This is a genomic window from Micromonospora sp. DT4 (assembly GCF_049841675.1).
Lineage (GTDB): Bacteria > Actinomycetota > Actinomycetes > Mycobacteriales > Micromonosporaceae > Micromonospora.
The window spans coordinates 1-4,141 of sequence record NZ_JBNCKT010000214.1 but is presented as its reverse complement, the minus strand read 5'-3'; the positions used below and the strand labels follow the sequence as shown (position 1 = coordinate 4,141).

General features: G+C 72.4%; 4 protein-coding genes. All 4 read right to left on the bottom strand.

Going from position 1 to position 4,141, the window contains the following annotated elements; genetic code table 11:
• Positions 1-71: 71 nt before the first annotated feature.
• A complete protein-coding gene (gene mshC / locus ACLQ24_RS28760) occupies positions 72-1,310 on the bottom strand; it encodes a cysteine--1-D-myo-inosityl 2-amino-2-deoxy-alpha-D-glucopyranoside ligase (protein ID WP_425894876.1) in 1,239 nt (412 codons plus the stop codon).
• A gap of 67 nt (positions 1,311-1,377) precedes the next feature.
• Complete coding sequence (locus tag ACLQ24_RS28755; RefSeq protein WP_425894875.1) at positions 1,378-2,196, bottom strand: SCO1664 family protein; 819 nt, start codon at positions 2,194-2,196, stop codon at positions 1,378-1,380.
• Positions 2,193-2,771: a DUF3090 domain-containing protein gene (locus ACLQ24_RS28750; RefSeq protein WP_425894874.1), complete on the bottom strand. Its 579-nt coding sequence runs from the start codon at positions 2,769-2,771 to the stop codon at positions 2,193-2,195. Before ACLQ24_RS28750 ends, ACLQ24_RS28755 begins: the two co-directional genes overlap by 4 nt.
• 181 nt (positions 2,772-2,952) lie before the next feature.
• Positions 2,953-3,666 (bottom strand): MSMEG_4193 family putative phosphomutase, encoded by a 714-nt coding sequence (locus tag ACLQ24_RS28745; protein WP_425894873.1) that lies wholly within the window; start codon positions 3,664-3,666, stop codon positions 2,953-2,955.
• Positions 3,667-4,141 lie beyond the last annotated feature (475 nt).

Genomic DNA, 4,141 nt, shown 5'->3' with positions numbered 1-4,141 from the left:
ATTTGTCGAGGACCTTCCATCGACGTGTCTCGGCGTGACGTTCCGCCCCCACCCAGTTACCCGACAGTCTCTTAGAGGCGGATGCCTAGCAGGGCGTCCACCGTCTTCGCGAACAGGGCCGGGGCTTCGGGGTCGTCCGTCGCGCCGGTCAGGGCCGCGTCGGCCCAGCGGTCGGCCACCGCCAGGGCTCCGGGCGTGTCCAGGTCGTCGACCAGACGTTCGCGTACCCCTGCCAGCAGCTCGGCCCCGGACGGCCCGGCGGGCGCGGCGGCGGCCCGCCGCCAGCGGTCCAGCCGCTCCTGCGCGACCGTGAGCAGCTCGTCGGTCCAGGTACGGTCGCTGCGGTAGTGACCGGAGATCAGCGCCAACCGGATGGCCATCGGGTCGACCTTGTCGGCGCGCAGCCGGGAGACGAAGACCAGGTTGCCCCGGGACTTGGACATCTTCTCGCCGTTCAGGCCGATCATCCCGGCGTGCACGTAGTGCTCGGCGAAGGGCGCCTGCCCGGTGAGCCGCTCGGCGTGCGCGGCGGACGCCTCGTGGTGCGGGAACAGCAGGTCGTTGCCGCCGCCCTGCACGTCGATGCGGTCGCCGAGCAGGTTCAGCGCGATGACCGCGCACTCGATGTGCCAACCGGGGCGACCCTGGCCCAGCTCCCCGCTAGGCCAGGACGGCTCGCCCTCGCGCGCGCCGCGCCACAGCAGCGGGTCGAGGGGGTCGCGCTTGCCGGCCCGGTCAGGGTCACCGCCGCGGTCGGGGAAGATCTCCAGCATCTGCTCGCGGGTCAGGTTCGACTCGTAGCCGAACCGGCCGGTGGCGGAGATGTCGAAGTAGACGTCGCCGGTGCCGTCGTCGAGCCGGTACGCGGCACCGTCCTTGAGCAGCACCTCGACCTTGTCGGCGATGTCCGGGATCGACTCGACCGCGCCCACGTAACGCTCCGGCGGGATGATCCGCAGCGCCTCCATGTCCTCGCGGAACAGGGCCGTCTCCCGCATCGCCAGGACCACCCAGTCCTCGCCGTCGCGGGCGGCCCGTTCCAGCAGGGGGTCGTCGATGTCGGTGACGTTCTGCACGTAGCGCACCGGATGACCGGCGTCGCGCCACACGCGCTGCACAAGATCGAACGTGATCATCGTGGCGGCGTGACCGAGGTGGGTCGCGTCGTACGGGGTGATGCCGCAGACGTACATGCTCGCCGCATCGGCCGGGTCACTCGGGTGGACACCCTGCCGCGCCGAGTCGTACAACGCCAACGGCTCACCCCGACCCGGCAGCCGTGGCACCTCGTGTCCCGCCCAAGACTCCATGGCCTCAGCCTAACCAGCCCTCAGGCACCGCCGGGACACCCCACCGGTGATCAAGATGACAGGGGACTCACATGGGTGGCCACGGTATCGCCGGCCAGTCCTCCGGCGGCTGCGGGAAGCGGCCGGTCTCCCGCAGCCGGTCGACGCGGGCGGACAGTTCGGCGATCTCCGTAATCGTCAGGTGGTCGGCAAGCTCCTCGCCGAGCGCCCCGGCCACCTGTCCGGCGAGCCCGTCGAGCACCTCCATGGCGTCCGACGGCAACTGCTTGCCAGCCCAACCCCAGAGCACCGTACGAAGCTTGTCCTCGACGTGGAAACTCACCCCATGATCCACGCCGTAGATGCGGTCGTCGGCGCCGACGAGCACGTGCCCGCCCTTGCGGTCCGCGTTGTTGATCACCGCGTCGAGCACGGCGAGGCGGGCCAGCCGTGGATCGTCGGCGTGCGCGAGGGCGTACGCGGCACCGTCGTCGTCCCGGGCCGCCGCGATCGGAAACCAGCGCGGCGGCACCTCCTCGGCCGGCACGAACCCGACCAGGGGCTCGGCGTCCTCCGGCTCGTCGATCCAGAGTTGGCAGGAGCCGGGGCCGAACGGCCCGTCGCGCAGCACGGTGGGCGGCACCAGGTCCCATCCGGTGGCGCGGGACACCAGGTACGCCGACACCTCCCGGCCGGCGAGCGTGCCATCCGGGAAGTCCCACAGCGGGCGCTCCCCGCGTACCGGCTTGTAGACACACCGGGCCGTGACGCCGTCGCGGGTCAGGATGCCCCGCAGGGTGGTGTTCGACGCGTCGACCAGCCGACCCTCCAGGTCGAGCGTGCCGTCGCGGAGCAGCCGCAGCGCGGCGTCACCGTCACGCAGAGGCTGGAGGCCGGACAAGGTCACCGGTGGTAACCGTTGTGCCGCGGGCAGAGGTGCCCGGCGGGATCCAACGGCTGGCCGCACAGCGGGCACGGCGGCCGGCCCGCGTTGACCACGCGCCGGGCCCGCTCGATGAACTGCCGGGTGGCCTGCGGCGTGAGCCGGACCCGCAGCCGGTCCAGGTCCTCGTCCGGCTCCTCGTCGTCTTCGTCGTCTTCGTCGTCCTCGTCGCCCAGCTCGACCTCCGGCTCCACCTCGCCGGCGGCGATCGCCTCGATCACCACGGTCGCGGTGTCGACGTCGAAGGCCAGCCCGAGGGTCCCGACCCGGAACTCCTCGTCGACCGGGGTGTCCAGCGGCTCGTTGTCGCCGATCACCGGCGCCAGCTCGGGCAGCTCCACCCCGAAACGACGCTGCGCCTCGGTGAGCAGCTCCTCCAGCTTCTCGGCGAGCAGGGACACCTGGACCTTCTCCAGCGCGACGCTGACCAGCCTGCCGCCGCCGCGGGCCTGCAGGAAGAACGTGCGCTCCCCCGGCGGCCCGACAGTCCCGGCGACGAACCGCTCCGGCGGTTCGAAGGCGTGCACCTGGTGGGTCATACCCACGACCCTATCCGGCCCGCCATGGCATCGCGCACCCCACCGACCCGAATCGCCGCAGGGGCAACGCGCCCGGTGAATCGGGGGCCACACCCGGGCGTGGCGGCCCCGCGCGTGGCTTTCCCGGGCGTCGCCGGCCCGGGCGTCGCGGCCTTGGCCGGTGGTGTCGTCGCGGTCTGCCTCACCTGGCCGCACCCGCCCCGCCGCCCACGGCGGCGTCCGAGTCGGCCGCCCGCGTGGTCCGCCGACGCCGCTTGCGCGGCGGCGGAACCAGCGCGGCGAGGTCACCACCAGTGTCGTTGAGCCGGACCAGGAACGGTCGCAGCGGCGTGAAGCGGATCGCGGTCACCGACGCCGGGTCGGCCACGATCCGCTGGAAAGCATCCAGGTGTACGCCGAGCGCGTCCGCCACGATGGCCTTGATCACATCGCCGTGGCTGCACGCCAACCAGACCGCCTCGGGCCCGTGCTCCGTGCTCACCCGGGCGTCCCAGTCGCGGACGGCTGCCACCGCGCGGGCCGCCATCGCCGCCATCGCCTCCCCCTGCGGGAAGACCGCCGCGCTGGGGTGCTGCTGGACCACCGGCCAGAGAGGCTCCTTCGCGAGCTTCTTCAGCGGCTGCCCCTCCCAGTTGCCGTAGTCGCACTCGATCAGCCCCTCCTCGACCACCGGCGTAGCCTGCGGCAACGCCAGTTCCAGGGTCTGCCGGCAACGGATCAGCGGACTGGTGACGACCGCCGCGAGCGGCACCGCCCGCAGCCGTTCGCCCACCGCGGTGGCCTGGGCGCGCCCGGTGTGGTCCAGCTCGACGGGCTGCCGACCGGCCAGGCCGCCGTCGGCGTTCGCCGTGGTACGGCCGTGTCGCAGAAGCAGAAGGGTCGCCACACCGATCACCCTAGAACCTTCCCCGTACCCCCGACCGTCACCGGCTCTCCGACCACGCCGCTCGACCCGGCCGAAAGCTGCCCGAGACGCCGTGATCGGCACAAACTGGGCACCAAGGCACGTGCCGGGCGCAAGGCGGCATGGCACCGCCCACGATCAACACGAGGACGGCCATGCGGGGGCATCCCGCCGGCCGTTGACCCCCGCAACGGCGATGTCGTGTAGATCGCCTGCGGCCGGGGCGATGCATGACGGGCCGAGAGCCGGCACGGGTGGGCGATATGTGGGTTTCTCGGCGACGTGGGGTATGGCCGATCCGCTGGCGGTGGGCCGCTACGCCACCTGACGATCACGGGCGCGCCAGGGCTGCCGGTCCGTCCGCGGGTGGGCGAAACTCGCCCGTCGCCCGCCCGTTATGTACGGTCTGTCCGCCGGGAGAAGTCCACGTTGCGGGGGTGGCCTGGTCGGGGAATGGCCCCGGCCG